This is a genomic window from Micromonospora sp. CA-111912 (assembly GCF_050948415.1).
Taxonomy (GTDB): Bacteria; Actinomycetota; Actinomycetes; order Mycobacteriales; family Micromonosporaceae; genus Micromonospora.
The window spans coordinates 6,133,334-6,159,545 of the sequence record NZ_CP192007.1; the positions used below are offsets into that span (position 1 = coordinate 6,133,334).

Annotated in this window: 29 protein-coding genes; 13 read left to right on the forward strand and 16 right to left on the reverse strand. The window is 74.2% G+C overall.

All coding sequences use genetic code 11. The features are described from left to right. Positions 1-136: 136 nt before the first annotated feature. Entirely contained in the window at positions 137-541 is a 405-nt protein-coding gene (locus tag ACQPZO_RS25715) for a S24/S26 family peptidase (RefSeq protein ID WP_433344523.1), read from the reverse strand. A 25-nt stretch (positions 542-566) separates the two neighbouring features. Here ACQPZO_RS25715 and sodN point away from each other — a divergent pair, with 25 nt between their 5' ends. The 3 genes from sodN to ACQPZO_RS25730 are packed head-to-tail and all read left to right on the forward strand — an operon-like array spanning position 567 to position 1,952. Then, a complete protein-coding gene (gene sodN, locus ACQPZO_RS25720) occupies positions 567-971 on the forward strand; it encodes a superoxide dismutase, Ni (protein ID WP_387015535.1) in 405 nt (134 codons plus the stop codon). Continuing rightward, a complete protein-coding gene (locus ACQPZO_RS25725) occupies positions 968-1,513 on the forward strand; it encodes an N-acetyltransferase family protein (protein ID WP_433344524.1) in 546 nt (181 codons plus the stop codon). Before sodN ends, ACQPZO_RS25725 begins: the two co-directional genes overlap by 4 nt. 31 nt (positions 1,514-1,544) lie before the next feature. Then, positions 1,545-1,952, forward strand: a complete 408-nt coding sequence (locus ACQPZO_RS25730; protein WP_433344525.1) for an ATP-binding protein — start codon at positions 1,545-1,547, stop codon at positions 1,950-1,952. A gap of 15 nt (positions 1,953-1,967) precedes the next feature. On the opposite strand, the gene ACQPZO_RS25735 is transcribed toward ACQPZO_RS25730, so the two are convergent. Further along, positions 1,968-2,354 (reverse strand): hypothetical protein, encoded by a 387-nt coding sequence (locus ACQPZO_RS25735; RefSeq protein ID WP_433344526.1) that lies wholly within the window; start codon positions 2,352-2,354, stop codon positions 1,968-1,970. Positions 2,355-2,397: 43 nt separating this feature from the next. Here ACQPZO_RS25735 and ACQPZO_RS25740 point away from each other — a divergent pair, with 43 nt between their 5' ends. Both ACQPZO_RS25740 and ACQPZO_RS25745 read left to right on the forward strand, forming a co-directional pair. Next, positions 2,398-3,348, forward strand: a complete 951-nt coding sequence (locus ACQPZO_RS25740; RefSeq protein ID WP_433344527.1) for a diacylglycerol/lipid kinase family protein — start codon at positions 2,398-2,400, stop codon at positions 3,346-3,348. Between the two features lie 449 nt (positions 3,349-3,797). Continuing rightward, positions 3,798-4,055: a WhiB family transcriptional regulator gene (locus ACQPZO_RS25745; RefSeq protein WP_433344528.1), complete on the forward strand. Its 258-nt coding sequence runs from the start codon at positions 3,798-3,800 to the stop codon at positions 4,053-4,055. A 159-nt stretch (positions 4,056-4,214) separates the two neighbouring features. On the opposite strand, the gene ACQPZO_RS25750 is transcribed toward ACQPZO_RS25745, so the two are convergent. The 4 genes from ACQPZO_RS25750 to ACQPZO_RS25765 all read right to left on the reverse strand — a co-directional run bounded on the left by ACQPZO_RS25750 (position 4,215) and on the right by ACQPZO_RS25765 (position 7,747). Continuing rightward, the gene (locus tag ACQPZO_RS25750; protein ID WP_433351258.1) at positions 4,215-4,976 is read right to left on the reverse strand and encodes a sirohydrochlorin chelatase; all 762 of its coding nucleotides are present in this window, start codon (positions 4,974-4,976) and stop codon (positions 4,215-4,217) included. Positions 4,977-5,041: 65 nt separating this feature from the next. Then, positions 5,042-5,803 (reverse strand): phosphoadenylyl-sulfate reductase, encoded by a 762-nt coding sequence (locus ACQPZO_RS25755; protein ID WP_433344529.1) that lies wholly within the window; start codon positions 5,801-5,803, stop codon positions 5,042-5,044. After that, on the reverse strand, positions 5,800-5,958 hold the full coding sequence (locus tag ACQPZO_RS25760) for a hypothetical protein (protein WP_433344530.1): 159 nt from the start codon (positions 5,956-5,958) through the stop codon (positions 5,800-5,802). Before ACQPZO_RS25760 ends, ACQPZO_RS25755 begins: the two co-directional genes overlap by 4 nt. Before the next feature lie 76 nt (positions 5,959-6,034). Beyond that, positions 6,035-7,747: a nitrite/sulfite reductase gene (locus ACQPZO_RS25765; RefSeq protein ID WP_433344531.1), complete on the reverse strand. Its 1,713-nt coding sequence runs from the start codon at positions 7,745-7,747 to the stop codon at positions 6,035-6,037. A gap of 542 nt (positions 7,748-8,289) precedes the next feature. Here ACQPZO_RS25765 and ACQPZO_RS25770 point away from each other — a divergent pair. Next, on the forward strand, positions 8,290-9,891 hold the full coding sequence (locus ACQPZO_RS25770) for a glycosyltransferase family 39 protein (protein ID WP_433344532.1): 1,602 nt from the start codon (positions 8,290-8,292) through the stop codon (positions 9,889-9,891). Positions 9,892-9,969: 78 nt separating this feature from the next. Here the strand turns inward: ACQPZO_RS25770 and ACQPZO_RS25775 are convergent, their stop codons facing one another. Continuing rightward, positions 9,970-11,631: a histidine kinase N-terminal domain-containing protein gene (locus ACQPZO_RS25775; RefSeq protein WP_433344533.1), complete on the reverse strand. Its 1,662-nt coding sequence runs from the start codon at positions 11,629-11,631 to the stop codon at positions 9,970-9,972. Positions 11,632-11,656: 25 nt separating this feature from the next. Continuing rightward, positions 11,657-12,688 (reverse strand): SIS domain-containing protein, encoded by a 1,032-nt coding sequence (locus tag ACQPZO_RS25780; protein WP_433351260.1) that lies wholly within the window; start codon positions 12,686-12,688, stop codon positions 11,657-11,659. A gap of 258 nt (positions 12,689-12,946) precedes the next feature. Between ACQPZO_RS25780 and ACQPZO_RS25785 the strand changes: the two genes are divergently transcribed. Further along, on the forward strand, positions 12,947-14,776 hold the full coding sequence (locus ACQPZO_RS25785) for a tetratricopeptide repeat protein (RefSeq protein WP_433344534.1): 1,830 nt from the start codon (positions 12,947-12,949) through the stop codon (positions 14,774-14,776). A 113-nt stretch (positions 14,777-14,889) separates the two neighbouring features. On the opposite strand, the gene ACQPZO_RS25790 is transcribed toward ACQPZO_RS25785, so the two are convergent. Beyond that, on the reverse strand, positions 14,890-16,485 hold the full coding sequence (locus ACQPZO_RS25790) for an MDR family MFS transporter (RefSeq protein ID WP_433344535.1): 1,596 nt from the start codon (positions 16,483-16,485) through the stop codon (positions 14,890-14,892). A gap of 78 nt (positions 16,486-16,563) precedes the next feature. Here ACQPZO_RS25790 and ACQPZO_RS25795 point away from each other — a divergent pair, with 78 nt between their 5' ends. Then, on the forward strand, positions 16,564-17,160 hold the full coding sequence (locus tag ACQPZO_RS25795) for a TetR/AcrR family transcriptional regulator (protein WP_433344536.1): 597 nt from the start codon (positions 16,564-16,566) through the stop codon (positions 17,158-17,160). 38 nt (positions 17,161-17,198) lie between these two features. Here ACQPZO_RS25795 and ACQPZO_RS25800 read toward each other — a convergent pair whose 3' ends face one another. Both ACQPZO_RS25800 and ACQPZO_RS25805 read right to left on the reverse strand, forming a co-directional pair. After that, on the reverse strand, positions 17,199-17,720 hold the full coding sequence (locus ACQPZO_RS25800; RefSeq protein WP_433344537.1) for a GNAT family N-acetyltransferase: 522 nt from the start codon (positions 17,718-17,720) through the stop codon (positions 17,199-17,201). After that, entirely contained in the window at positions 17,717-17,932 is a 216-nt protein-coding gene (locus ACQPZO_RS25805; RefSeq protein WP_161685399.1) for a biotin/lipoyl-binding carrier protein, read from the reverse strand. Before ACQPZO_RS25805 ends, ACQPZO_RS25800 begins: the two co-directional genes overlap by 4 nt. A 282-nt stretch (positions 17,933-18,214) precedes the next feature. Here ACQPZO_RS25805 and ACQPZO_RS25810 point away from each other — a divergent pair, with 282 nt between their 5' ends. Continuing rightward, the gene (locus ACQPZO_RS25810) at positions 18,215-18,289 is read left to right on the forward strand and encodes a 50S ribosomal protein bL37 (RefSeq protein WP_387016047.1); all 75 of its coding nucleotides are present in this window, start codon (positions 18,215-18,217) and stop codon (positions 18,287-18,289) included. Between the two features lie 133 nt (positions 18,290-18,422). Here ACQPZO_RS25810 and rsrA read toward each other — a convergent pair whose 3' ends face one another. From rsrA to ACQPZO_RS25835, 5 genes are all read right to left on the reverse strand, one after another. After that, positions 18,423-18,710 carry a mycothiol system anti-sigma-R factor gene (gene rsrA / locus ACQPZO_RS25815; RefSeq protein ID WP_387015500.1) on the reverse strand — a complete coding sequence of 96 codons (288 nt, stop codon included), beginning with the start codon at positions 18,708-18,710 and terminating at the stop codon, positions 18,423-18,425. Between the two features lies 1 nt (position 18,711). Further along, a complete protein-coding gene (locus tag ACQPZO_RS25820; RefSeq protein WP_433344538.1) occupies positions 18,712-19,536 on the reverse strand; it encodes a sigma-70 family RNA polymerase sigma factor in 825 nt (274 codons plus the stop codon). 249 nt (positions 19,537-19,785) lie between these two features. Next, positions 19,786-20,403 (reverse strand): alpha/beta hydrolase family protein, encoded by a 618-nt coding sequence (locus tag ACQPZO_RS25825; protein ID WP_433344539.1) that lies wholly within the window; start codon positions 20,401-20,403, stop codon positions 19,786-19,788. Positions 20,404-20,505: 102 nt separating this feature from the next. Next, positions 20,506-20,898, reverse strand: coding sequence for a WhiB family transcriptional regulator (locus ACQPZO_RS25830; RefSeq protein ID WP_350886993.1), 393 nt, complete (start codon positions 20,896-20,898; stop codon positions 20,506-20,508). 199 nt (positions 20,899-21,097) lie between these two features. Next, positions 21,098-21,805: an SOS response-associated peptidase gene (locus tag ACQPZO_RS25835; protein ID WP_433344540.1), complete on the reverse strand. Its 708-nt coding sequence runs from the start codon at positions 21,803-21,805 to the stop codon at positions 21,098-21,100. 103 nt (positions 21,806-21,908) lie between these two features. On the opposite strand from ACQPZO_RS25835, the gene aroA reads away from it, so the two are divergent. The 4 genes from aroA (at position 21,909) to ACQPZO_RS25855 (ending at position 26,138) form a co-directional block, all read left to right on the forward strand. Next, entirely contained in the window at positions 21,909-23,210 is a 1,302-nt protein-coding gene (gene aroA / locus ACQPZO_RS25840) for a 3-phosphoshikimate 1-carboxyvinyltransferase (RefSeq protein WP_433344541.1), read from the forward strand. After that, positions 23,180-24,331 (forward strand): ribosome small subunit-dependent GTPase A, encoded by a 1,152-nt coding sequence (gene rsgA / locus ACQPZO_RS25845; protein ID WP_433344542.1) that lies wholly within the window; start codon positions 23,180-23,182, stop codon positions 24,329-24,331. The genes aroA and rsgA overlap by 31 nt, the downstream gene beginning before the upstream one ends. 62 nt (positions 24,332-24,393) lie before the next feature. Next, positions 24,394-25,212 (forward strand): histidinol-phosphatase, encoded by an 819-nt coding sequence (gene hisN, locus ACQPZO_RS25850; RefSeq protein WP_433344543.1) that lies wholly within the window; start codon positions 24,394-24,396, stop codon positions 25,210-25,212. A gap of 59 nt (positions 25,213-25,271) precedes the next feature. Further along, entirely contained in the window at positions 25,272-26,138 is an 867-nt protein-coding gene (locus ACQPZO_RS25855) for a hypothetical protein (protein WP_433351261.1), read from the forward strand. Positions 26,139-26,212 lie beyond the last annotated feature (74 nt).

The window sequence follows — 26,212 nt, forward strand, 5'->3', positions numbered from 1 at the left end:
GCAGATGGAGCGTCCGGCTCGGCGCGAGGTGAGGCGACAAGCGGCGGTACGCGGTGCGGGGGGTCACCCGGGCACCCGCCGAGCATAGTGTCGGCGATGTACCCCTGATGTGAGTAGGGTCATACTCAGGAGTAGCTCAGCGACGGCTCAGACGGCCCGGCCGGGGCCAGTACCGGGCCACCACCCGGCCCTGCACATCGGCCACGCCGTAGGCCCGGGAGTCGTCGGTGATCAGGTCGTTGTCGCCACGTACCCACCAGCCGCCGTCCTGCGGACGGACCGCGCGCTTGACCACCAGCAGCTCCGGGCGACTGCGGAAGACGGCGACCACGACGTCGCCGGCGCGGACCGGGCGGCCTCCCCGGCGGACCAGCACCGCGTCGCCGTGACGCAGGGTGGGGACCATCGACGGGCCGACCACCAGCACGGCGGCGAGCGGCCCGCGCAGGCGGTCCACGGCCCGGGGTTCGTCGGGGCGCACCCGGGTTTCACCTCCGCCCCGCTGGGGAGCATGTCCAGGAGTAATGTCGTCTTGGATCATCGCAAACTTCACATGGAGGATCCCGATGCGACTTCTGCGCATCTTCACGCCGAGCGTCACCGCCAGCGCCCACTGCGACCTGCCGTGCGGCATCTACGACCCGGCCCAGGCCCGGATCGAGGCCGAGTCGGTCAAGGCGATCGCCGAGAAGTACCAGGCGAACACCGACGCCGAGTTCCGCACCCGGGCGCTGATCATCAAGGAGCAGCGCGCCGAGCTGGTCAAGCACCACCTGTGGGTGCTGTGGACGGACTACTTCAAGCCGGCCCACTTCGAGAAGTACCCGAACCTGCACACCCTGTTCAACGAGGCAACCAAGCTGGCCGGTGCCAGCGGCGCCAAGGGCAGCGTGGACCCGGCCAAGGCCGACGAGCTGCTGACGAAGATCGACGAGATCTCGAAGATCTTCTGGGAGACCAAGCAGGCGTGACCGCCGGCCTCACCCCGACAGTACGGCCGGCACGTCCTCGGGACGTGCCGGCCGTCGTCGCAATGGTGCACGAGCTGGCCGAGTACGAGCGGGCGCCCGACCAGTGCCAGCTGAGCGCCGAGCAGCTCGACGCGGCCCTCTTCGGCCCGACACCGGCGCTGTTCGGTCACGTGGCGGTGGACGACGCCGACCGGCCGCTCGGCTTCACGCTCTGGTTCCTCAACTTCTCCACCTGGGCCGGCGTGCACGGCATCCACCTGGAGGACCTGTACGTCCGCCCGGAGGCTCGGGGCAGCGGCGCGGGCCGGCGGCTGCTGGCCACCCTGGCCGCGATCTGCGTGGAGCGGGGCTACCGGCGGCTCGACTGGTCGATGATCGACTGGAATCCGGCCGCCCGGTTCTACGCCGCGGTCGGCGCCGCGCCGCTGGCGCAGTGGGTGCCGTACCGGCTGACCGGGCCCGCCCTGCACGCGCTCGCGGCGCAGGCGGGCGGCGGGGCCCCGGACGCCACCGGCGGCGCGCCCACGCGCCCGTCGGCCTGACGGGGTAGAGTCCCCGCCGGGGGGATGAGGCGTGACTCAACTGACCGGCCAGCCAGCGACTGACGACGATGTGGTGCACCTGACCGTGCCCGCCGACGGCGGCTACCTCGGCGTGCTCCGTACTGCCACGGCCGGCCTCGCCGCCCGTCTCCAGTTCGCCCTCGACGAGATCGAGGACCTGCGGATCGCCGTGGACGAGGCGTGCGCCATGCTGCTCGCGATCGCCACCCGGGACGCCGATCTGGAGTGCCGGTTCGCGGTGACCGACGACGCGCTCACCGTCGAGGTGACCGTGCCGACGGTGCGCGGCGCGACACTGCCCTCCGAGTCGTCCTTCGCCTGGAAGGTGCTGACCGCGCTGACCACGGCTGCGGCGGCGAACGCGGCGAACGGCCGGGCCACCATCTCCCTGCTCACCCGGCGCGCGTCCCGCTACTGACCCGCCGCCGGCCGGCTAGAAGCCGAGGGCCCGCGTGGTGGGCGGGCTGACCAGCAGGGCGGACACCCCGAGGCCGAGCGCCATCAGCGGGAGGCCCAGCCACCCCAGGCCGCCCTGAATCATGTACCAACCGACCGGCAGCAGCATGAGCTCCAGGACGATCGCCGGGGCACGGGCCCCGGCCCGGCGCCGGCTCAGGGCGCCGCCGAGCATCCACAGCGCCGCCGTGCCGCCGAGGGCGAACGCGGTCACCAGCAGCGCCGACGGCAGGTCGGTGGTCTCGGCGGTGAGATCGGCCCAGACCAGCCAGGCGGCCACCAGGGCCAGCGCGACCGCCTCCGCCCGGAGCAGCCGGACCGCCCATTGCAGCGGGGTCGGATTCCGGTCCGAGTCGATGGTCACGCGCGACACGATACCCGTGGGGGATCGCGGTACAGTGCCGCCCATGCGGGCCGTCCTGGTCGTCAATCCGAAGGCCACCACCACCAGCGAGCGCAGCCGGGACGTCCTGGTCCGGGCGTTGCGCAGCGAAGTCGACCTGTCGGTGCGGTACACCCGCCGGCGGGGCCATGCCACCGACCTCGCCCGGGAGGCGGCCGAGGAGGGCGTCGACCTGGTGGTCACGCTCGGTGGTGACGGCACGGTCAACGAGGTGGTGAACGGCCTGATGACGGCCGACCCGCCGACCATCCGCACCGGGGAGACGCCCGCCGAGCGCCTACCGGCGCTGGCCACCGTCCCCGGCGGCTCGACGAACGTGTTCGCCCGGGCGCTGGGCCTGCCCCGGGAGTGGCCCGAGGGCACCAGCATGATCCTCGAAGGGCTGCGGCTGGGCCGGTCCCGGACGGTCGGGCTGGGGCGGGCCGACGACCGCTACTTCACCTTCTGCGCCGGCTTCGGCATCGACGCGGCGGTCATCCACCGCGTGGAGCAGGCCCGCCGGCGGGGCCGGGTCTCCACCCCGGCGCTCTACCTGCGGTCGACGGTGAACCAGTACTTCCTCCGCTCGGACCGGCGCCACCCCGCGATCACCCTGGAGCGGCCCGGGGAGGCCCCCGAGGGCGAGCTGGCCACCGTCATCATCCAGAACACCGCGCCGTGGACGTACCTGGGCGAGCGGGAGATCAACCCGAACCCGGAGGCGTCCTTCGATCTCGGGCTGGACGTGCTGGCGATGCGTCAGCTCCGCGTGGCGAGCACCGCACGCACAGTGACCCAGGCGTTCTCGCGGGCTCCGGATCCTCGGGGCCGCCAGGTGCTGCGGCTGCACGACGTGAATGAGTTCACCCTGTTCACGAGCCGCCCGCAGGCCTTCCAGCTGGACGGGGACTACCTCGGCGAACGAGAGAAAGTTAGATTTGCATCCGTTCCGGCCGCACTGAGAGTAATCTGTTAGGTCTCGGGTACAGCCCTTGGTCAAGCGGTCCCCCACACCGTGCCGACACGGTGGCCGCACACCGAGGGCGAGGTGCCGGAAATGTCAGCAATGTCACGCGGACTGTACTATATTGATCCTCGACTGTGGTACGGCGGGTATCTGGATCACCTCTAGAACCCGGACAAAAGGGTCGTGAGCTTGCTCACCCGCTCGGAGTTTTTCCGAGCGTCACCCTTGACATCGCGTAAGTTCGTGAAAGTATTCACAAGCGAACTTGAGCTATCGGAACATTGCCTGGATACGCTCGCCGTGTTGAGCTGTTCCAGCAGGTCCCAAGGGCAACAAGAGCCTGCTCACGCAGCGCCGAATTGATGGACGCGAACCGTAACCATTCGGCGTGCGGACGTTTATAGGAAAAGCACCAAAAGCAAATCTGCCACCCATCCAGAATGAGGAGTGTTGCCGCCATGGACTGGCGTCACCATGCTGTCTGCCGCGATGAGGACCCGGAGCTGTTCTTCCCGATCGGGACGTCCGGTCCGGCTCTCCTGCAGGTCGAGCAGGCCAAGGCCATCTGCCAGCGCTGCTCCGTGACCGACCAGTGCCTCCAGTGGGCGCTCGAGTCCGGTCAGGACGCTGGAGTCTGGGGCGGAATGAGCGAGGAGGAGCGGCGCGCCGTCAAGCGCCGCGGTGGCCTCCGGGTGCTGCGCGCTCACTCCGCCTGACCACACAGAACCAAAGGCTTCACGCCCCGGCAGGGCAACCCCTGCCGGGGCGTTCTGCCGTCCGGGCCGGGCCAGCCGAGGCCGAAAGCCAACGGGCCGCGCCGGTCAGGGCCGAAAGCCGACGGGCCGCGCCGGCGGTGGGCGTCGAGCCCCGGCCGGTCACCGCGCCGCGGCGTCCACCCGGCGCAGCACCAGCGCGGCCAGCTCCGGGGCGTCGGCGAGCGGCCCGGACACCGTCACGGCACCGGCCGACCGGGCCCCCGCCAGCACGGCGTCGTGGAAGAGGCCGGCGGCCAGGAAGTACGCCGACACGGCCACCCGGCGGGCGCCCGCCGCGCGCAGCCGGGCCACCGCCGCGCCCGTGAGCGGCGGGGCTGCCGAGGCGTACGACACCCGGCAGGGCACCCCGAGTTCGGCGCCGAGCGCTGCCGCGACCCGCCCCACCGACCCGCGCGCCCGGGGATCCCGGGTGCCCGCCGCCGCCAGCACCAGCGCGTCGAACCGCCCTGGCTCCGCCTCGGCCAGCCGGCGCCGCAGCCCGGCCAGCAGCGCGGCGTCGACCACGCCGTCGGCGGGGCCCAGCACGTCGGAGACGCGTACGTTGATCGGCGGGCCCGAGTCCCGGGCCGCCGCGACCGCCGCCGGGATGTCGACCCGCCGGTGGTAGGCGGCGGTGAGCAGCAGCGGCACCAGCACCGCCCGGGGATGACCGGCCGCCGCCAGCGACCGCAGCACGGCCGCCGGCCCCGGTTCGGTGTGGTCCAGCCAGCTTGTCGACACGGACAGGCCGGGACGGGCGGCGGCGACCGCCCGGGCCAGCGCCCGGGTCGCCGCTGCCGCCCGGGGATCCCGGCTGCCGTGCGCGACCAGGACGACCGGGGCCGGGGCCAGCGGTGCGGGGGCCAGCGGGGCCGGGGCCAGCGGGGCCAGGACCGGGACAGCCAGGGTCGGGGGCGCGGGCGACAGCCCCGCGATCCCGGCGACGGTCAGCCGTGCAGCCCGCACTCGGTCTTCTCGAACATCGCCCACCGGCCCGCCCGGGGGTCCTCCCCCGCCGTGGTCCGACGGGTGCAGGGCCAGCAGCCGACCGAGCCGTAGCCCCGCTTGAACAGCTCGTTGACCGGGATGTCGTGGCGGGCGACATAGGCGTCCACGTCCGCCTGGGTCCAGGCGGCGATCGGGTTGACCTTCACCTTGCCGCGCCGGGCGTCGAAGGTCACCACCGGCGTGTTGGCCCGGGTCGGCGACTCGTCGCGGCGCAGCCCGGCGGCCCAGGCGTCGTACCCGCTCAGCGCACGCTCCAGCGGCTCGACCTTGCGGAGCTGGCAGCAGTCGTCCGGGGACCGGTTGAACAGCCGGGGACCGTACTCGCCGTCCTGCTGGCCCACGGTGAGCCGCGGACGGATCGAGCGGACGTTGACGGGCAGCCGTCGGGCCACCTCGTCGCGGACCCGCAGCGTCTCCGGGAAGTGCAGGCCGGTGTCGAGGAAGACCACGTCGACCCCGGGGGCGACGCGGGAGACCAGGTGGGCCAGGACGGCGTCGGCCATCGAACTGGTGACGCAGAGCCGTTCACCGAACGTATCGGCCGCCCAGCGGGCGATCTCCAGCGCCGGCGCGCCCTCCAGCTCCCGCCCGGCCCGCCCGGCCAGGGCGCGCAGCTCCTCCGGGCCGCGCCGGGCCGGGTCGGCGGGTGCCGCGCCGCCGAGCCCGACCAGCCCGAGGCCCGCCGCCGACACGACGCTCACCGGGTCACCGCCCGGCCGAGCAGCCCGGTGAACTTCACCGCGAAGACCCGGGCGCAGGCGTGGCACTCCCAGGCGCCGTGGCCGGCCTCGCTCGGCCGCAGGTTCTCCTCGCCGCAGTACGGGCAGTACAGGGGTGCCGATCGGGTCTCGCTCATCGCGACACCTCGCCGCGCTCGGCATCGCGACGAGGCTCGACCGCACTGGGCCTGCCGGTTCGCTCGCTGTGCTCGCTCATCGCAGTTCCTCCTCGTCGGCCCTGATCACCCAGTTGGCGAACGTCTCGCCCTGGGTCCGGCCGGCCAGGTAGCGGCGGGCCAGTCGCTCCACGTACTCGGGAAGCTCGTCGGCGGTGGTCTTCAGGCCACGCAGCTTGCGGCCGAAGCCGGCGGTCTGCCCCTGAGCCATGCCCAGGCCACCGCCCAGGTGCACCTGGAAGCCCTCCACCTGGCGGCCGTCCGGGCCGACCACGAGCTGGCCCTTGAGCCCGATGTCGGCGACCTGGGTGCGGGCGCAGGCGTTCGGGCAGCCGTTGATGTGGATGGAGATGTCCGCGTCGAAGTCGCGCAGCCGCTCCTCCAGCCGGGCCACCAGCTCCTCGCCGCGCGCCTTGGTCTCGACGATGGCGAGCTTGCAGTACTCGATCCCGGTGCACGCCATGGTGCCGCGCCGCCAGGCCGACGGCCGGGCCGCCAGGCCGATCCCGCGCAGCTGCGCCACCAGCGAGTCGGTCCGCTCCGCCGCCACGTCCAGCACCAGCAGTTTCTGGTACGGCGTGAGCCGTACCCGGTCGCTGCCGTGCGCCTCGACCACGTCGGCCAGCCGGGCGAGCTGTGGACCGGAGACCCGGCCGACCACCGGGGCGGCCCCGACGTAGTAGCGGCCGTCGCGCTGCGGTTGCACCCCGATGTGGTCGACCGGCCGCTCGGGCAGCTCGGGGGCGGGACCGTCGAGCAGCGTACGACCCAGGTACTCCTTCTCCAGCACCTCGCGGAAGCGCTCCACGCCCCAGTCGGCGACCAGGAACTTCAGCCGGGCCCGGTTGCGCAGCCGGCGGTAGCCGTAGTCGCGGAAGATGCCCACCACGCCGGCCCAGACATCCGGGATCTCGGCCAGTGGCACCCAGACGCCGAGCCGCTTGGCCAGCATCGGGTTGGTGGACAGGCCGCCACCAACCCAGACGTCGAAGCCAGGGCCGTGCTCGGGGTGGTCGACGCCGAGCAACGCGAGGTCGTTCGTCTCGTACGGGGTGTCCACCAGCCAGGAGATCGACGTCTTGAACTTGCGCGGCAGGTTGGAGTACTGCTTGTCGCCGACGTACCGCCGGACGATCTCGTCGATCGCCGGGGTCGGGTCGAGCAGCTCGGCCTCGGCCACCCCGGCGACCGGGCTGCCGAGCACGATCCGCGGGCAGTCGCCACACGCCTCGGTGGTCTGCAGGCCGACAGCCTCCAGCCGACGCCAGATCTCCGGCATGTCCTCGACCCGGATCCAGTGGAACTGGATGTTCTGCCGGTCGGTGATGTCGGCGGTGTCCCGGGCGAACTCCCGGGAGATGTCGGCGATGACCCGCAGCTGGGCCAGGTTGAGCTGCCCGCCGTCGATCCGGACCCGGAGCATGAAGAACTCGTCCTCCAGCTCGTGCGGCTCCAGCACGGCGGTGCGCCCGCCGTCGATGCCCGCCTTGCGCTGGGTGTAGAGCCCCCACCAGCGGAACCGGCCGCGCAGGTCCAAGGGGTCGATCGAGGCGAAGCCCCGGTGGGCGTAGATGTTCTCGATCCGGGCCCGGACGTTCAGCGGGTCGTCGTCCTTCTTGATCCGCTCGTTGGGGTTGAGCGGCTCGCGGTGGCCGAGCGCCCACTGCCCCTCCCCACGCGGACGGCGGGGGGCCCGGGCGGCGGGTGCCGCGGGAGCGTCGGGCCGGGCGGGGGTGCTGCTGACCGCCATCGCGGCGTCCTCCGTTGTCTGCTGTGCCTCAGTGCGCGGGCGCGCGGCCGGCCCGTGGGACGGGGCCATGGACAGCGGTGTCGGACGGCCGGCGCGGGAACGCGCGCCCGAGACGAGTGGTCGGGCGTCGTCAGTAGGCCGGACAGATGGCGCTGCGCACGCGGCCGTAGTCGACGTGGCGACGGGCCACGAAGCGACGGACGACAGCGGCAAGCATGCAGCCATGCTCCCACATGCTCAGGGGCCCTACCAATGACAGCGTGGGTGATCCCACATCACGGGCCGCCGATGCGAGCGGAAGCCAAGATCGCCCTCGATCAGGGAAACTGTCCCCTCCCCGCACGCCGAGGCAACTATTTCCGTGTTCGAGCGTGCCCCTCCCAGCGGGCGGGCCGGGCCGGGGCAGGCCGAGCCGGGCGGGCCGAGCCGGGGCAGGCCGAGCCGAGCGGGCGGGTCGGGCGGGGCGGGCCCGGCTTCCGGGGCGGCCCGGGAGCGACCCTGACGCGTCCCCGGGGCGGCCGACGTGTGGAAGGCTCGACGGCGTGGACGAATTGCCCGGAAGGCGGCATTCACCGGGGTGGTTCGGTGCGGTCTGGGGGTGGCCGGCGCTGGTGGCCCTGGCGGTGACCGGCGCGGGGGTGGGCTCCGCCCAGCCGTGGCGGGACGAGTTGGCCACCTGGAGCGCGGCCACCCGCCCGCTCGGCGCCCTGGCCCGGATGGCCAGCGTCATCGACGCGGCGAGCTGGCCGTACTACCTGCTCATGCACGGCTGGGTGGCGGCGTTCGGCGACTCCCCCACGGCACTGCGGCTGCCGTCGGTGCTGGCCACGGCCGGGACAGCCGGGCTGACCGCCGCACTCGGGTGCCGGCTGTTCGGCCGGCGGGCGGGGCTGCTGGGCGGGCTGCTGTTCGCGGTCCTGCCCGGCACGTCCCGGTACGCCCAGGAGGCCCGCCCGTACGCGTTCGTCGCCCTTTTCGCCGTGCTGGCGACGCTGCTGCTGACCTGGGCCCTGGACCGGCCGGGGTGGCGTCGCTGGGCCGGGTACGCCGCTGCCGTCGCCGGGCTCGGCCTGGCCCACCTGGTCGCCCTCACCCTGCTCGCCGCCCACGCCGCGACCGCGCCGTACGCCCACCGGGCCGCCGCCGCCCCGCACCCGGTCGGGGCGCCACGGTCAGCCCCCGCGCGCGCCCGTCGACGCTGGCCGCCATGGGGCTGGCTGGTCGCGGTGCTGGCCGCGCTGGCCGCGCTGACCCCTCTGGTGCTGCTGGCCGTCGGCCAGCGTGGCAGGCAGCTCGACTGGGTCGACCGCGCCCGACCGGCCGACCTGGCCGCCCTGCCGGGCGCGCTGGCCCAGAGCGGCGAGGTGGGCGGGCTGCTGCTGGGGCTCGCCGCGCTCGGGGCCGCCCGGTTGGGGCGGCGCGCCCTGCTCCCGGCCGCGTGCGTGGTGCTGCCGGTGCTGCTGGTGTTCCTGGCCGGGCTGGCCGGGCCGCTCTGGGTGCCGCGCTACCTGTTCTTCACCGTCCCGTTCGCCTGCGTCCTGGCCGGCGCGGCACTGGGCGCAACGGACCCGGCGGCAAAATCGGGCCCGGCGGCGCGGACGCCGGAAAGGGGCGAGGCGGCGCGGACGCCGGAAAGGGGCGAGGCGGCGCGGACGCCGGAAAGGGGCGAGGCGGCGCTGCCAGCGGCGCTGGGCGTGGTGCTCCTCGCCGGCCTGCTCGGCCTGCCCGACCAGGCCGCGCTGCGGCGCAGCCACGAGTGGCCGCGCGGCGCGCTGGTCGACTACCGGGGCGCGGCCCAGGTCGTCGACGAGGGACGCCGCCCCGGGGACGTGATCGTCTTCTCCCCCCGGGACGGCTGGCTCTTCCTCGATCTCGGCGTCCGCTACCGCCTCGGCGACCGGCAGCCCCGGGACGCCCTGGTCGTCCGGGACCGGGACGCGCGCGGGGACTACTGGGCCGACGAATGCCCGCACCCGGCCGAGTGCCTGGCCGGCGTCGACCGGGTCTGGCTGGTGGTCGCCGGCCGGCGGACCGACCCGGTCGACGCCGTGTCCGGCGCAGCCGGGGACGCGCTGCGCGACGACTTCACCGTCGAGCGGGTCCACCCGCGACCGGGCCTGACCGTGGCGCTGCTCACCCGGTGACCCGGGAAAGACCCGGTCCCCGCGTCGTGGGCCTCCCAGGGCCGGTCGCGGTTACCCCGTGGCCGGCGAGCCGGCCGGTCAGGAGCGGGCCAGGGGGACCACCAAAACCGCCTCGGTGCCACCCTCGGCGCCGTTGCGCAGCTCGATGGTGCCGCGCAGCTCCCCGGTCACCAGCGCCCGGACGATCTGAAGGCCGAGCCGGCCGCCGCGCTCGGCGTCGAACTCGGCCGGTAGACCGCGCCCGTTGTCCGCGACGGTGACGTGCAGTTGCTTGCGGAACCGGTGCGCCGAGACGACCACCAGCGGCGCGGCCACGGGGCCGGGCCCCGAGACGGCCGGCAGGACACGGTCCGCCTCGGGCCGAGCGGTCCCGGCCGCCGACGGGGTACCGGCCGCCGACGGGGTACCGGCCGCCGACGGGGTACCGGCCGCCGACGGGGTACCGGCCAGCGGGGCGGGACCGGCCGAAGGGGCCTCCGTGGTCGGCGGAAAGCCGTGCTCGACCGCGTTGAGCAGCAGCTCGTTGAGGACCATCACCAGCGAGGTGGCGATCTCGGCGGGCAGCACCCCGAAGCTGCCCCGGCGGCGCATCCCGACGGTCTGCTCGGTCGCCGCGACCTCGGTCGCCGCGCTGGCCACCCGGTCGACGATGCCGTCGAACTCGACCGCCTCGTCGCTGGACATGGAGAGCGTCTCGTGCACCAGGGCGATGGAGGCGACCCGGCGTACCGACTCCTCCAGGGCGACCCGGGCCTCCGGCATCGCGACCCGGCGGGCCTGGAGTCGCAGCAGCGCGGCGACGGTCTGCAGGTTGTTCTTCACCCGGTGGTGGATCTCCCGGATGGTGGCGTCCTTGGTGATCAGGGCGCGGTCGCGGCGGCGTACCTCGGTGATGTCGCGGACCAGGACCAGCGCGCCGATCGGCACCCCGGCGGGCATCAGCGGCAGTGCCCGGGTGAGCATGGTCGCGCCCCGGGCGTCGATCTCCCGCCGGGGCGGCGCCTCGCCGCGCAGCGCGGCCAGGATGGCGTTTCCGGCGTCGGTGCCCTCCAGCGGGTCGCCGGCCAGCCGGCGGTGCAGCTCGGCCAGGTCCTCCCCGCCCAGGTGCGAGGCGTAGCCGAGGCGCCGGTACGCGGACTGGGCGTTCGGGCTGGCGTAGGTGACCTTGCCGCCCGCGTCCAGCCGGACCAGGCCGTCGCCGACCCGGGGCGCGGAGGTGGTCTCCCCCGGATGCCGGGGCGGCGGGAACGTGCCATCGGCGATCATCTGGGCCAGATCGTCGGCGGTGGTGAGGTAGTTCAGTTCGAGCTGGCTGGGCGTGCGGGCGGTGGAGAGGTTGGTGTCCCGGCCGACCACCGCGATCACCTCGCCGGACTCCCCGTCGGCGGTGCGCAGCCGGACCGGGATCGCCTCGTGCCGGGCCGGCACGTCGCCGTACCAGACCGGGTCGCCCTCCCGCCAGATCCGGCCCTGCACATACGCGACGTCCAGGTGGGACACCTCCGGCCCGCCGACGATCCGCCCCACCTGGTCGTCCTGGTACGCGGTGGGGGCGGTCGTCGGGCGGACCTGGGCCACGCAGAGGAAGCTGCCCTCGGCATCCACCGGCACCCAGAGCAGCAGGTCGGCGAAGGACAGGTCGGACAGCAGCTGCCAGTCTCCGGCGATCCGGTGCAGGTGGTCGATGTCGGCGGGGCGGAGCTGGGTGTGCTCCTCGGCGAGGTCGCGCAGCGTGGACACGCTGACCAGCCTGCCACGCCGGATCTCACATCGTCGCGGTGACCTTCTTCAGGCCGCGCGGGGCGTCCGGGTTTTCGCCCCGAGCCAGCGCCAGCGCCAGCGCGAGCCGCTGCAACGGCAGGATGTCCAGCAGCGGGGCGTACCGCTCGTCGACCTCGGGGACGGCCATCCGGGTGGCCCCCTCCACCTCGGCGGAGCCGACCACCACCACGTCGGCGCGGCGCTCGCCGAGCCGGGGCAGCACCTCCCCCATGGACCGACCGCCGGGGCCGGAGCCGACCACGGCCAGCACCGGGACGTCCGGGTCGGTCATGGCGAGCGGGCCGTGCAGCAGGTCCGCGCCGGAGAAGGCGAGCGCCGGCAGGTACGACGTCTCCATCAGCTTCAGCGCCGCCTCCCGGGCGGTCGGGTACGCGTACCCCCGGCCGGTGGTGACGAGCTGGGCGGCGAACCGGTAGCGCGGGGCGAGCTGGGCCGGGGTGGTGTCGTCCAGGGTGCGGGCGGCCAGCTCGGGCAGGGCGGCCAGCGCCGACCGCTCCTCGGCGGGCAGCACGCCGTCACCGGCCCGGATGCCCTCCACGAGCAGCAGCAGGGCGAGCAGCTCGGCGGTGTACGTCTTGGTGGCGGCCACCGCCCGCTCGTGCCCGGCGGCGATGTCGACGCTCAGCTCGGCCACCTCGGCCAGCGGGGAGTCCGGGTTGTTGGTGAGGGCGAGGGTCAGCGCGCCGGAGGCGCGGGCGCTGCGCAGCACCTCTGCCAGGTCGGGTGAGCCGCCGCTCTGGCTGACCCCGACGACGAGCGCGTCGGACAGGTCGGGCCGGGCGCCGAAGAGGGTGACCGCGCTGGGCGAGGCGAGCCCGGCGGGCAGGCCGAGCCGGATCTCGGTCAGGTACGCCGCGTAGAGGGCGGCGTGGTCGGAGGTGCCCCGGGCGGTGAAGACCACATGCCGGGGGCGGCGCTCGGCGACGGCGGCGGCCACCCGGGCGATCGCCCCGGTGTGCTCGGCGGAGAGCAGCCGCTCGTAGCCGGCCGGCTGCTCGTTGATGTCGGCGGCCATCCCGGCCCCTGAATGTGTCACGGACACCCCTTTCCCTGCGCGATAGCCGCGCATTTCCTGCTCAGTCTTGCACTCTTCTTCCACCACCAGCAATCTAGCGAGCAGGATTGCGCAGCGGATCACCATGTCGCCGCAACATCACCTACGCTTGCCCGGCCCGGCGCCGCACCGGCGAGCGGGGCCCGCCCGCCTCTGGCGAGCGCCCTTCGCGCGGACGATCCCGCCGGCGGGCGAGGCACCTACGAGCGGGAGGCCCACGTGTCCGAGGGAAGGGACGATCCCCCGCTGTCGGCGGAGGAGGAGCTGACCCTGGCCCGGCTCGCGCTGGACGAGGGCGACCTGTCGCACGCCGCCGGGCACGTCGCCGGCGCGCTGACCCGGGCGCCCACCCTGCCCGAGGTGCACGAGACGCTGGCCCGGCTCGCCGCCGCCAGCGGCGGGGGCGTCGACCTGTTCCCGCTGCACCAGCGCGCCTTCGTCGGCGTCGTGGTGGCCCGCGCGCACCTGCTCGCCGCGACCGGGCGGCCCGACGACGGGCTGGAGCTGCTGGCCGCCGCCACCGGGCACGACCCCCACGCCGACTGGGCCGGGGTGCCCTGGGTGACCTCCCCCGAGCTGCCCGAACGGCTCGACCCCGAGCGCATCGCCCGGGTGCTGATGCAGGTCTGCGCCACCGTGGGCGACCCGGTGCCGCGCGCCGACCGGGGGCCGCTGTCGCCGTACCTCGCGCTGGCCCGCAACGCGGTCACCGTCCACCCCGACCACGGCCTGCTGCTCGGGGCGGCGTCCGCGCTGGCCCGGCGCCTCGGCGAGGTCACGCTGGCGATCCACTGGGCCAGCCGGGGGGTACGCGTCGCGCCGTCGAAGCTCGGCGAGGTCTGGCTCGGGTACGCCTACCGCAGCGCCGGTCGGACCCGGGACGCCCTCGCGGCGCTCGGCCGGGCCGTCGAGCACGACCCGACGGATCTCGCCGTGTACGCCGACCTCGCCGGCACGCTGGCCGACAACGGCCGGCTCGACGAGGCCCTGGACTGGATCGACCGGGCCCTGGCCCGGGACCCCACCTTCGACTGCGCCGTGCACACCGCGCACCGGCTGCGCTTCCAGCGCGACGGCGACGTGGCGCACCTGGTGGCGCTCGCCGACTTCGTCCGCGACCACCCCGACGACTCGCACGAACACGGCGACCTCGCCGAGGGCTGCCGCAGCCGGCCCTGGCTCGGGCAGGTCACCCCGGCCGCCGGGGCGGCGGTGGCCGTGCTGCGCCACGCCCTGACCGAGGAGAACCGCGGCCGCGGCGCGACCGTACGGCTGGAGACGCTGGAGACGCCGAGCGCCATGCGTACCGTGGCGACGGCCGCGCCCGGGCTGCGGGTCGAGGTGGCCGCGGTCGGCGACCCGGACCCGCGCGAGCCCCGCTGGGCCAGCGACCGGCCGCTGTGGCGCTGGGAAGGCACTGTCCCCGCCCCGACGGTGCCGGCGCCCTCGGCCGAGGCCGCGGACCGGATCCGGCAGCTCGCCCACCCGGCCTGGCCGCACCCCCCGGCGGCGTACGACGCGGCGGTCGGCCTGGCCACCCTGAGCCTGACCGACCTGCTCGGGCTGCTGGTGCACCCGCCCGCGGCGCCCGCCACCGGGATGGGCCGGCTGCTGGCCGGCCAGGACCCGTCGCTGTGGGTGCGCTGCGTGCAGGTCTGGGCGTGCCTGGGCCTGCTGCACCACCGCACCGACGAGCCGTGGCCGGAGTCCACCCGCCGTCGGGTGCTGGTCGACCTGGTCTGGGGGGTGGAGGACTGGATCACCGAGGCGGCCCTGTTCGCCCTGGTGACCGCCGCCTGGGTGGACCCGCTCGTCCGGGCCGACGTGGCCCGGGTGGTGGCCGAGCGGCTCGCCGACGCGGCGGCGGTGGCCCGGGAGCGGCCGGTGCCGATCGCTGTGTCCCTGGCGTACCTGGCGCTGGCCACCCCGGCCCTCGACGCGGGCACGGCCACGCTCGCCGGGGAGCTGATCTCCGGGCCGGGACCGCGCCGGCCGGGACCGCTGCGCCGGCTCTGGGCCCGGCTCACCCGTTCCCGACGCCGCCCCTGACCGACCCGGCTCACCGCCGAACCAGCGCCCCCGGCACCGACCCGGAGCGCAGCGACCGCGACCGGCCGCGCCGCACCCCGGAAGGTGGGCGCGGCCGGCGGGGCTGGCGGCGGTCAGGCCGTGGGGGCCCGGCCGAGGGCGACCTCCGCCTGCTCCTCCCCGACGGCCCCGGCGGGCGGGGCGTCGTTGGTCGAGCGCAGCGGGACCTCCCGGATGAACCAGGCGAGCACCGGCACCAGGACGGTGAACAGCACCGCCCACCAGAAGACGTGCGAGATCGCGTCGGAGAGGCCACCGAGCACCAACTCCCGGGCCTGCGCCGGCAACTCCTGGAGCTTGTCCAGGTCGAGCTGGCCACCCTCGCCGCCCCCGCCACTGAACGCGGGCCCGGCGGACGAGTCGGCGAGCCGGTTGGCGAAGATCGCGCCGAACAGCGAGATGCCGAACGAGCCGCCGATGGAGCGGAAGAAGGTGGCCGCGCCGCTGGCCGCGCCGAGGTCCTTCTGCTCGACGCTGTTCTGCGCGACCAGCATCGAGGTCTGCATGAGGAAGCCCATGCCGACGCCGAGGACGATCATGTAGAGCGAGGACTCCACCTTGCCGGTGCCGACGTCCAGGCGGGTCAGCAGCGCCATGCCGGCGGTCATCACCACGCCGCCGACGATCGGGAACATCCGGTACCGGCCGGTCTTCGTGATCGCCCGGCCGACCACCAGCGAGACCACCAGCATGCCGAACATCAACGGGAGCAGCAGCAGGCCGCTGTTGGTGGCCGAGGCCCCCTGGACGGTCTGCTGGTACAGCGGCAGGAAGTTCATCGCGCCGAACATGGCGAAGCCGAGCAGGAAACCGATCGCCGAGATCAGCGCGAAGTTGCGGTTGGCGAAGAGCCTCAGGGGCAGGATCGGCTCGGGGGCGCGCCGCTCGACGAGGCCGAACACGACGAGGGTGACCAGGGCCAGCGCCGCCAGGCCGAGGATCTGCGGGGAGACCCAGTCGTAGGAGTTCCCGCCCCAGGTGGTGATCAACACGATCGCGGTGATGCCGACCGAGAGCAGCCCCGCGCCGAGCCAGTCGATCCGGTGCTCGGTGCGGTACTTCGGCAGGTGCATGGTGGTGGCGAGCAGCACCAGCGCGACGCCGCCGAGCGGCAGGTTGACGTAGAACGCCCAGCGCCAGGAGAGGTTGTCCGTGATGAACCCGCCGACCAGCGGGCCGGCGACCATGGCGATGGCCATGATGCCGGCGATCATGCCCTGGTAGCGGCCCCGCTCCCGGGGCGGGACCAGGTCGCCGATGATCGCCATCACGCCGACCATCAGCCCGCCCGCGCCGAGGCCCTGGACCGCCCGGAAGGCGATCAGCTCGACCATGCCGCTGTCCGCCCCGCCGAACAGCCCGGAGCCGGCCATGCCGCACAGCGCCGAGCCGACCAGGAAGACGACCACCGAGGTCAGGAAGACGACCTTGCGGCCGTAGATGTCGCCGAGCTTGCCCCAGATCGGGGTGGAGACCGTGGTGCCCAGCACGTACGCGGTGACCACCCAGGTGAAGTGGTCCACCCCGCCGAACTCGCCAACGATCCGCGGCAGCGCGGTGCTGACGATCATGTTGTCGAGCATCGCGAGCATCATCGCGATCATCAGGCCGAAGAGCACCACCCGGATGTTGGGTCGTCGCTCCACAGTCTGCTGTTGCGCCTGAGTCATCAGTAGGCTCCCCGAGGTTTGACTGGCTTACTTGCCGGCCGGTCAGCTTACTAGCCGCACGGTAGGTTGGACAGCAAGATGACGTCAAGCGAGTTGGGTGGCAAAACGGTGACAGAGAGCACAGGCGGCACGCGGGAGCGAATCAAGACCGTGGCCCTGGAACTCTTCACCGAACACGGGTACGAGAAGACGTCGCTGCGCGAGATCGCCGAACGACTCAACGTGACCAAGGCCGCGCTCTACTACCACTTCAAGAGCAAGGACGAGATCGTCAGCAGCTTCGCCCACGACCGGCTGGACCGGATGGACGCGCTGATCGCCTGGGCCGAGGGGCGGCCGACCACGCTGGCGACCCGGCGGGAGCTGATCACCCGGTACGCCGACACGATGTTCGCCACCGAGGAGCACTCGGTGATGCGCTTCTTCGAGCAGAACCAGACCGTGCTGAAGAGCCTCACCGCAGGGCAGCGGATGCGCGACCGGATGATGCGGCTGGCCCTGGCGCTGGCCCGGGGCGACGACTCACCGGGCGCCCAGCTACGCGCCGCGCTGGCCCTGTACGCCGTACACAGCAGTTGGTTCGGGATCCGCAGCCCGCAGGTCACCGACGCCGAGCGGCGCAAGCTCGCCCTGGAGGTGGCCGACGAGTTGCTCGCCAAGATCGGCGAGGGCTGAGCGCGCGGCCCCGGGCCTGCCGGGCGGACAGTCGCGGATCAACCCCCAGGGGTCGCCACGGGCAGTTCCCGGCGCATGCCGAGCAGTTCCACCCCGGGCAGCGGGGACCAGTCCCGCTCCGGCGTGCGGACGAAGCCCAGCCGCTCGTAGAGCCGCCGGCCGACCTCGGCGAACCCGTCGCGGACGCAGATCACCACCGCCGAGCAGCCCAGCTCGGCGGCCCGGGACAGGCAGGCCCGCGCCAGCGCCGCGCCGGCGCCCCGGCCCTGCGCGGCCGGGTCCACCGCGAGCATCCGGAACTCGGCCTCGCCGGGACCGCACAGCTCGGCGTACGGGGTGCCGGGCAGCACGAACGTGACCGACCCGAGCAGCTCGCCGGTAACCTCGTCCACGGCGACCAGCACCTCGCCGCTCATCGCCCGGCTCGCCACGTCGGCGAGCGCGACGGCGTAGCCGTTCTCCCCCTTGAGCTGCCCGTCGGCCTCGTACGCGGCCACGGTGATCCGGGCCACCGCCGCGAAGTCGACCGCGGCGGCCCGCCGGACCAGCAGGCCGCTCAACCGATCACCGCGATCAGGTCGCCATCCTGCACCACATCGCCCTCGTTGACCGCGAGCTGTTCGATGACGCCGTCGGACTCGGCGACGACCGGGATCTCCATCTTCATCGACTCAAGGATCACCAGCGTGTCCCCCTCGGAGACGGCGTCCCCGGCCGACACGACGATCTTCCACACGTTGGCCACCATCTCGGCGCGGATCTCCTCGGCCATGTCGGCCCTCCCTCTCCACCGGCGTCTCTGCGATCGGTATCCAATCATGCTCCGGCCCGTCCCGGGCCCGGAGCGGGCGTGAGCGTGCGACACGCGGCACGCCGAGTCGACGAAACAGGGGGCAGCCCGGGTGGGCGCGGCGCCAGCACCGCCCCGGCGGACCACGGCGGACGCCGCCCGCACTAGCATCAGCGGGTCGGCCCGCGTGCGCCCGAGGGCCGGTAGCCGACCACCGCCGCGCTCTCGCGCGGGCGGAAGTGACCAGCACCTGAGGAGGTCGACATGGCGAAGAAGTCCCGGAAGAAGAAGGCCCGGAAGAAGAACAAGGCGAACCACGGCAAGCGCCCCAACTCCTGACCGGCGCGGCGGCCTGCCCGCCGACCGTCCAGCGGCCCGGTCCACCCGCCCAGCGGGGGCCGGAGAACGACGGTGGCCCGGGTCGATCGACCCGGGCCACCGTCGTTTCGTTGCGGCGCGTAACCCCGCCGGGTCAGTCCGCCAGCTCGCGCGACTCCCTCGTCTCGAAGACGACCAGCTCGGTGAGGCGGACCCGCAGCCGTTCGCGCAGCTGCTCCGGCGCGGTCTCGTTGCCGCAGCACCGGGCCACCAGCGCCTTCACCTCCTGCTCGAGGCCGTACTCACGCAGGCAGGGCCCACACTCGTCGAGGTGGTGCCTGATCAGCAGGCGACGCTCCTCGGCACACTCCAGGTCGAGGTAGAGGTAGACCTCGGCGAGCACCTCGCGGCAATCCGTCCTGTGCGGCTTCCCACAGCTCACGTCACACCTCCCGGCCGGCGGCGGCGGTCGAACCCTTGGCCGGCTGCGCGGCGGAGAAGCCGCGCTCGGCGGCGTACCGTTCGAGCAGCTTGCGCAGATTACGTCGGCCGCGGTGCAACCGCGACATCACCGTGCCAATGGGGGTGCCCATTATGTCGGCCACCTCCTTGTAGGAGAAGCCCTCGACATCGGTGAGGTAGACGGCCATCCGGAACTCCTCCGGCAACTGCTGGAGGGCCTCCTTGACGTCGCTGTCGGGCAGTTTGTCCAGCGCCTCGGTCTCGGCCGAGCGGAGCCCGCTGGAGGTGTGCGACTCGACCGCGGCGAGCTGCCAGTCGGTGATCTCCTCAGTGGGCGCCTGAATCGGCTGGCGCTGCCGCTTGCGGTAGGAGTTGATGTAGGTGTTGGTCAGGATCCGATACAGCCAGGCCTTCAGGTTGGTGCCCTGTTCGAACTGGTGGAAGGCCGCGTACGCCTTCAGGTACGTCTCCTGGACCAGGTCCTCCGCGTCCGCCGGATTGCGCGTCATGCGCAGCCCGGCGGCGTAGAGCTGATCGACGAAGGGCATCGCGTCCCGCTCGAAACGGGCCCTGCGTTCGTCCGTCTTCTCGGTGGTCAACCGCACATCCCCTCGCGTCGGATGCTTTCCCGCCGAGGATACGCGCCAGAACCCCGGCGCAGATTCGGTTCCGGCCGGTGTGCTGGTCCTCACCGCCGCCGGCCCGTCCGGCCGCGCCCCGGCGGGCCAATCCGGTGCGTCGAGCAGCCGTCTGAGCTGCCCCGCCTCCCGTTCGTCCCGTTCCCGGCTCCGTGTCTCGGTCGGCACCGGTCACACCCCCCCTGAAGCAGAAATTTCGTCCATGGGGGGTAACGCGGACCGCCAGGCCCGGCATTCCGGCCGACCGGCCCCCGTTCCTGGCCCCGGCCCCGGCGGACGCCGGCGCTGGGACCAGGAAGGGCCTGGGCGGGACGGCGCCGGTCGCCCGGATCGGCACCCGACACCAACGGAGACAACGACGCGTGCCGTGCCCCGGTCACGGCCGCGCCGGCCCCGCCCGCCGCGACGGGGCGCGGGTCAGGGCGACGCCCAGCCCCGCCCGCGCAGCCAGTCGACCACCACGCCGGCCGTGCCGGCCGGATCGTCGCGCAGGTCGTGCCGCTCGCCGGGGCGGACCACCACCCGGACCGGCGGGCCCGCAGCGGGCACGCCGAAGGGATCGCGGTCGCCGTTGACAACCAGCGTCGGCAGCCCGGTGGCCAACTCCGCCGCCCGGGAGCGCTCCGGCCGACCCGGCGGGTGCAGCGGGAAGGCCAGCGCAAGCACCGCGTCGGCGCCGACGGCCACGGCGGTACGGCAGGCCACCCGGGCACCGCTGGACCGGCCGCCGACCACCAGCGCGGGCCCCGCGGGGTGCCGTCGGCGCACCTCGGCCACGACCGCCGTCCACGCCTCGTCGAGGTGCCCGGCGGGGGCCGGGGCGCGCCGGCCGGCGACCCGGTACGGCTGGGTCACCCGGACCACCGCCACCCCGGCGGCCACCGCCGCATCCCGGACCGCGACCAAATCGGGCGCGTCGACGTCGCCGCCCGCCCCGTGCCCGAGCACCAGCAGGGCGAACGGCGGACCGGCCGGCAGGTCGGTGTCGACCCGGGCCGGCCCGCGTGGTGTCCCGATCTCCTCGTCATGGCGCACGGGCCCATTCTGCGGGTCGGCCGAGCGCGGCCCGGGGACCGCCCCGGCCCGTACGCCGAGCGCGGCCGTCCTCCCGTCCGGACGGGAGGACGGCCGGCTGGGTCAGCTCAACGGGACCAGCGTGAGCAGCCGGTCCCGCACCGGAGGGCCGGCCTCGTCGGCCGCACCCGGGTCCGGGTCCACCTCGCTGCGCCAGGCCACCAGCATCGCCCGGCGTTCGCGCGGCGTGGTGCCGCCCCAGACGCCGTGGCAGTCGCCGACATCCAACGCCCAGGCCAGGCAGGGCCCCTGCACATCGCAACTGCGACAGAGAGCCACGGCCGCGTCGGCCGGTTCGTTGGGTGCCGGAAAGAATGTCTCCGGGTCCACGCTCTGGCAGGTCCCTCTGGTTCGCCAGGCTTCGTCCTGTTGCCGTTCACGCAGCGCCCGCAGCAGTCGCGGATCTCGTCGTGCGGCGGCCACCTCATGCGGGCGGGGCATACGCGCCCGTGTCATCCACCCACCTCCCCCGTGGGACCGGCATGATCGATGGACGTCGTTCGCACCGTGCGAATCGTCGTCCACTACCGGCGCTGTGTTGTATCGCACTTTGGGACACGGAGACAAGAGCCTCGCAAGAAGAATCCCTAAACAGCGGGCGACGATTCACCGCAACCCTGGCGAATCAGTGCGCGACAATGCGCTTCGTCGGCTGTCAGAAAAGCGTCATGTCTCCGGTCGGCGCGGCCTGTGCCGGCACCCGGGCGGTCAGTTCCGGCCCGTCATTGCGCACGTTGCCGACCGCCGCCCCGACCGGGCGGATCTCCAGGCCGGCCAGCCACCCGGCGGCGGGCGGGGCAAGCAGCGCGGCCGGGTCGTCCACCGGGCCCAGCCAGGACGCCCAGCGCTCCCGGGGCAGCAGCAGCGGCATCCGCTCGTGCACCTCGGCCAGTTCACCGACGGCTGCGGTGGTCAGCACGCTGAACGTCAGCACCGGACCGGCCGGGCCCTCCCAGGTCGTCCAGATGCCTGCCAGGGCGAGCACCGAGGCGTCGGCCGGGGTCATGTAGTAGGCCTGCCGGCCGCCCTCCGGCCGCCGGACCCACTCGTACCAGCCGTCGGCGGGGACCAGGCAGCGGCGGCGGGCGAACGCGGGCGCGTACGCCCGACTGGTGGCCACCGTCTCGGCCCGCGCATTGATCATCCGGGCCCCCTCGCCCGGCGAGCGCGACCAGGGCGGCAGGAACCCCCAGCGGCCGGCGGACAGGGCACGGTGCCCCTCGGCGGAGAGCCGGACCATCGGCACGGCGGAGGTGGGCGCCACGTTGTGGCTCGACCGGACGCGGTCGTCGGTCTCGTCGGACGACTCGAACAGCCCGCTCAGGTCACCCGCGCTCCGGGTCGTCGCGTACCTCCCGCACATGCGGCACACGCTAACGTCCCGCGGCGCGTTCGGCTGTCCCGCCAACCGGGAGCGGACCCGCCGGCCCGTCGCATCGGGGCCGGGAGGCGGCAGAATGTGAGCCGTGGGGATTCCGACCGCGACCCGGCCGCTGAGGCCGTGGACCGCTCCGACCGCGTCCGACCCGGTGGTGGCCACGCTGCGGCTGCCCGGCTCCAAGTCGATGACCGCCCGCGCGCTGGTGCTCAGCGCGCTGGCCAGCGGTCCATCCACGCTGGCCGGGCCACTGCGGGCGCGGGACACCGAGCTGATGGCCGGCGGGCTACGGGCACTCGGCGCGCACATGTCGATCGCGGACGACGACCGGTGGCTGGTCCGGCCGCACCCGCTCGCCGGCCCGGCGCACGTCGACGTCGGCCTGGCCGGCACCATCATGCGGTTCGTGCCGCCCGTCGCCGGTCTCGCCGACGGGCGGGTCACCTTCGACGGCGACCCGCACGCCCGCACCCGGCCGCTCGGCCCGCTGATCGGGGCGCTGCGCGCCCTCGGGGTGCGGGTCGACACCCCGGCCAGCGGCAGCCTGCCGCTGACCGTGTTCGGCGCCGGCCGGGTGACCGGCGGCGAGGTGGTGATCGACGCCTCCGCCTCCAGCCAGCTCGTCTCCGGCCTGCTGCTCGCCGCTCCCCGCTTCGACCGGGGTGTGGTGGTCCGGCACGTCGGCCCGCCGGTCCCGTCCGCGCCGCACCTGCGGATGACCGTGCAGATGCTCCGGGCCGCCGGGGCGGCCGTCGACGACAGCGTCGCAGACGTCTGGGCCGTCGAACCGGGACCGCTGACCGGGCGGGGCTGGGAGATCGAGCCGGACCTCTCGGGTGCGGTGCCGTTCTTCGCCGCCGCGCTGATCACCGGCGGTGAGGTGACGCTGCGGGGCTGGCCACGCAGCAGCGCCCAGCCGGTCGAGCAGCTCCGCGCCCTGCTGTCCCGGATGGGCGGCGAGGTGACCCTCACCACCACCGGCCTGACCGTACGCGGCACCGGCACGGTGCACGGGATCGACGCCGACCTCTCCGACGTCAGCGAGCTGACCCCGGCGCTGACCGCGCTCGCCATGCTCGCCGACTCGCCGTCCCGATTCACCGGCGTCGCGCACATCCGGGGGCACGAGACCGACCGCATCGCCGCGCTCGCCCGCGAGTTCGCCGGCCTCGGCGCGGACATCGCCGAGTCCGCCGACGGGCTGGAGATCCGCCCCCGCCCGTTGCACGGCGGAATGTTCCGCACGTACCACGACCACCGGATGGCGCACGCCGCCGCGGTGACCGGGCTCGCCGTCCCCGGCGTCGAACTTGACGACGTGTCGTGCACCTCGAAGACCATGCCGGAGTTCCCGGCGCTATGGTCGGCGATGGTGACCGGAAAGAGCTGACACGGCGGGGGGACGTCCTGACGACCAAACGGCGGGAGTACGACGAGGACGACGTGCGGGTCCGGCCCGGAAAGTCCTCGCGCCCACGCACCCGGACGAGGCCCCAACACGCCGACGCCGTCGACGGTTTCGTGATCGCCGTCGACCGGGGCCGTTACACCTGCGTGCTGCCCGACCCCGGCCCGGACGCCCCGCTCGTCACCGCGATGCGGGCCCGGGAGCTGGGCCGCAAGTCCGTGGTGGTGGGCGACCGGGTGGGCCTGGTCGGCGACACCTCCGGGGCGGCCGGGGCGCTGGCGCGGATCGTCCGGATCGCCGAGCGCAGCTCGGTGCTGCGGCGCACCGCCGACGACGACGAGACCACCGCCGAGGGGCGGCTGGAGCGGGTCGTGGTGGCCAACGCCGACCAACTCGTGATCGTCAGCGCGCTGGCCGACCCGCCGCCGCGCACCGGGTTCATCGACCGCTGCCTGGTGGCCGCGTACGACGCGGACATCGAGCCGCTGCTCTGCCTGACCAAGGCCGACCTGGCCGGCCCCGAGCAGGTGCTCGGGTACTACGCCGAGCTGGAGCTGCCGTACGTGCTGATCCGGCCCGACTCCGACCTCGACGCGCTGCGCGATTTGCTGGCCGGCCGGGTGTCGGTCATGGTCGGACACTCCGGGGTGGGCAAGTCGACGCTGGTCAACCGCCTCGTCCCGGACGCCGACCGGGCGGTGGGCGTGGTCAGCGCGATCGGCCGGGGCCGGCACACCTCGACCAGCGCGGTGGTCCTGCGGCTGCCGCCCCGCCCGGGCGCACTCCGGTCCGGCGCGGCCGGCGCCGACCCGGGCTGGATCGTCGACACCCCCGGGGTACGCAGCTTCGGGCTGGCGCACGTCTCGGCGAACAGCCTGCTGCACGGCTTCCCCGACCTGGTGGAGGGGACGGTCGACTGCCCGGTGAACTGCCAGCACACCGCCGACGAGGCCGACTGCGCGCTGGCCGCCTGGGTGGCCGCCGGCAAGGCCGACACCCGCCGACTGGCCTCGTACCGCAGGCTGTTGGCCTCCCGGTCCGGGGAGGGCGACGCGCGCGAGCCCGACCAGCGCAACCCCGGCGACCCGCTCGCCGGATCGTGAGCCGCGAGCCGGGCGCGACCCGCGCGACGGGGCACGACCCGGCCGCCGTTACCGTCTCCGGCATGACCGGGTACGCCGACGACCTCGCCCTCGCCCACCTGCTCGCCGACCGGGCGGACACCATCTCAGCGGCCCGGTTCCGCGCCCTCGACCTGCGGGTCGAGACGAAGCCGGACCTGACCCCGGTCTCCGACGCCGACACGGCCGTCGAGCGGGAGATCCGCGCGGTGCTGGCCGAGCGGCGCCCCGGCGACGGCCTGCTCGGCGAGGAGTACGGCGAGCAGCCCGCCGCCGGGCCCGACGGGCGGCGCTGGGTGCTCGACCCGATCGACGGGACCAAGAACTTCGTCCGGGGGGTGCCGATCTGGGCCACCCTGATCGCCCTGCTGGAGGGGGACCGGCCGGTGCTCGGGCTGGTCTCCGCCCCGGCCCTGGGCCGGCGCTGGTGGGGTGCGGTCGGCGAGGGCGCGTACGCCGGCCCAGACGCCGCGCACGGCACCCCGATCCGGGTCTCCGGGGTGGGCCGGCTCGCCGATGCCAGCTTCTGCTACTCGTCCCTGTCCGGCTGGGAGGACGCCGGCCTGCTGGAGCCGGTGCTCCAGCTCATGCGGGACACCTGGCGCAGCCGGGCGTACGGCGACTTCTACGGCTACATGCTGCTGGCCGAGGGGGCGCTGGACGTGATGGTCGAGCCGGAGCTGTCCCTGTGGGACGTCGCCGCGCTGGTGCCGATCGTCACCGAGGCGGGTGGGACGATCACCGACCTGACCGGCCGGCCCGCGCCCGGTGGCGAGGCATCCGGGGAGCACAGCGCGGTGGCCAGCAATGGGTCGCTGCACGCCGACGTCCTCGCGAGGCTGGGTCGGCCCCCCGCGCGCTGAGCGCCGTCAGCCTCTATCCTCGCCAGGTGGTGTCCTCCGGTTGGTGCTTCCTCGCGGCGATGATCGTCGCGTACGGCATCGCCAACCTCCTGCAGTCCGTCGCCGCGGCGCGGACCACCCTGCACCACAACTTCGATCCCGGGCTGCTGCTGCGGCTGGCCGGCCACCGCACGTACCTGATCGGCGTGGCCTGCCAGGTGGGCGGCTTCGTGCTGGCCTTCCTGGCCCGGCGGGACCTGCCGCTGTTCCTGGTCCAGGCGAGCGTGGCGGCCGGGCTGGGGGTGACCGCCATCCTCGGCGTGCTGGTGCTGAAGTGGCGGCTGCCCACCGCCGAGGTGGGGCTGCTGGTGTTGCTCTTCGCCGGGATCGCGGGGCTGGTCCTGTCGGCGCAGCCGGCCCAGTCCGGGCCGCTCGGCACCGCCGGCCTGGCCGCGCTGGCCGTGGCCCTGGCGGTGATCGCCGTGGTCAGCTTCTTCGCGGTACGGCTGCACGGCGCACCCGGGTCGGTGGCGCTCGGCTCGCTGGCCGGGCTGGCCTTCTCGGCCGCCGCGGTGGCCGCCCGCCCGCTGGCCGCCGTGACGAGCGTGGAGGGGTTCGTCCGCGACCCGCTGCTCTACCTGCTGGTGGCCCACTCGGTGGTCGGCCAACTGCTGCTCGGCCTGGCCATGCAGCGCGGCTCGACCACGGCGGCGGTCGCCGCGATGGACGCGGCCGGGGCGGTGCCCGCCGCGATCGTGGGGCTGCTGCTGCTCAACGACAAGATCTGGCCCGGCCGGGAGTGGCTGGCCGCGCTCGGCTTCCTGACCACGCTGGCCGCGGTGATCGGCCTGACCAGGTACGCCGAGCCACAGCACCACCACAAGGTGGTTCGGGAACGCGACCGGGCGATACTGCCCGCTGCCGCCCCGGTCCACCCCCGCCGCTGAGCAGCAGCGCCCCGGCCCGGCCCCCGCCGCTGAGCCAGCCACGCCCCGGCCCCCGCCGCTGAGCAGCCGCCCTG